The following is a 402-nucleotide window of genomic DNA, read 5'->3' as shown; positions in this document are numbered from 1 at the left end:
CCTCACCATTAAATCCTACAATTGGCATATCATAAGGAGTAGCAATAACCTTTGTAGGATTTTTTAAGTAAGAACCCATCTTGCCGTTTTCCCAATACTCCTCAAGCTCTCCTCCAAATAAAATTTCAACACTATCTTCAGGATGTTCAACCTCCCAAACACAGCCATCTTCTAGCCAAGGATCCGGTAATTCGATTTGATATCCATCAACAATTTTTTGCTTGAATAACCCATATTCATAACGTATACCACACCCATATGCAGGCAAATCTAACGTGGCTAAACTATCCATATAACACGCAGCAAGTCTGCCCAATCCGCCATTACCAAGCCCCGCATCCGGCTCAATTTCAACTATCTTAGAAAAGTCTACCCCAAAATCTTCCGCAACATCTTTATAAA

General features: G+C 40.0%; 1 protein-coding gene. It reads right to left on the bottom strand.

Features of this window, described 5'->3' with window-relative positions; translation table 11 throughout:
- A partial coding sequence (locus ACYVTD_RS17440) for a glycogen/starch/alpha-glucan phosphorylase (protein ID WP_461248891.1) occupies window positions 1–402 on the bottom strand: 402 nt, incomplete at both ends.

It is taken from the genome of Treponema sp. R6D11, assembly GCF_054786075.1.
Note: the sequence above shows the minus strand (reverse complement) of the source record. Positions and strands in the feature narration are given on the sequence as shown.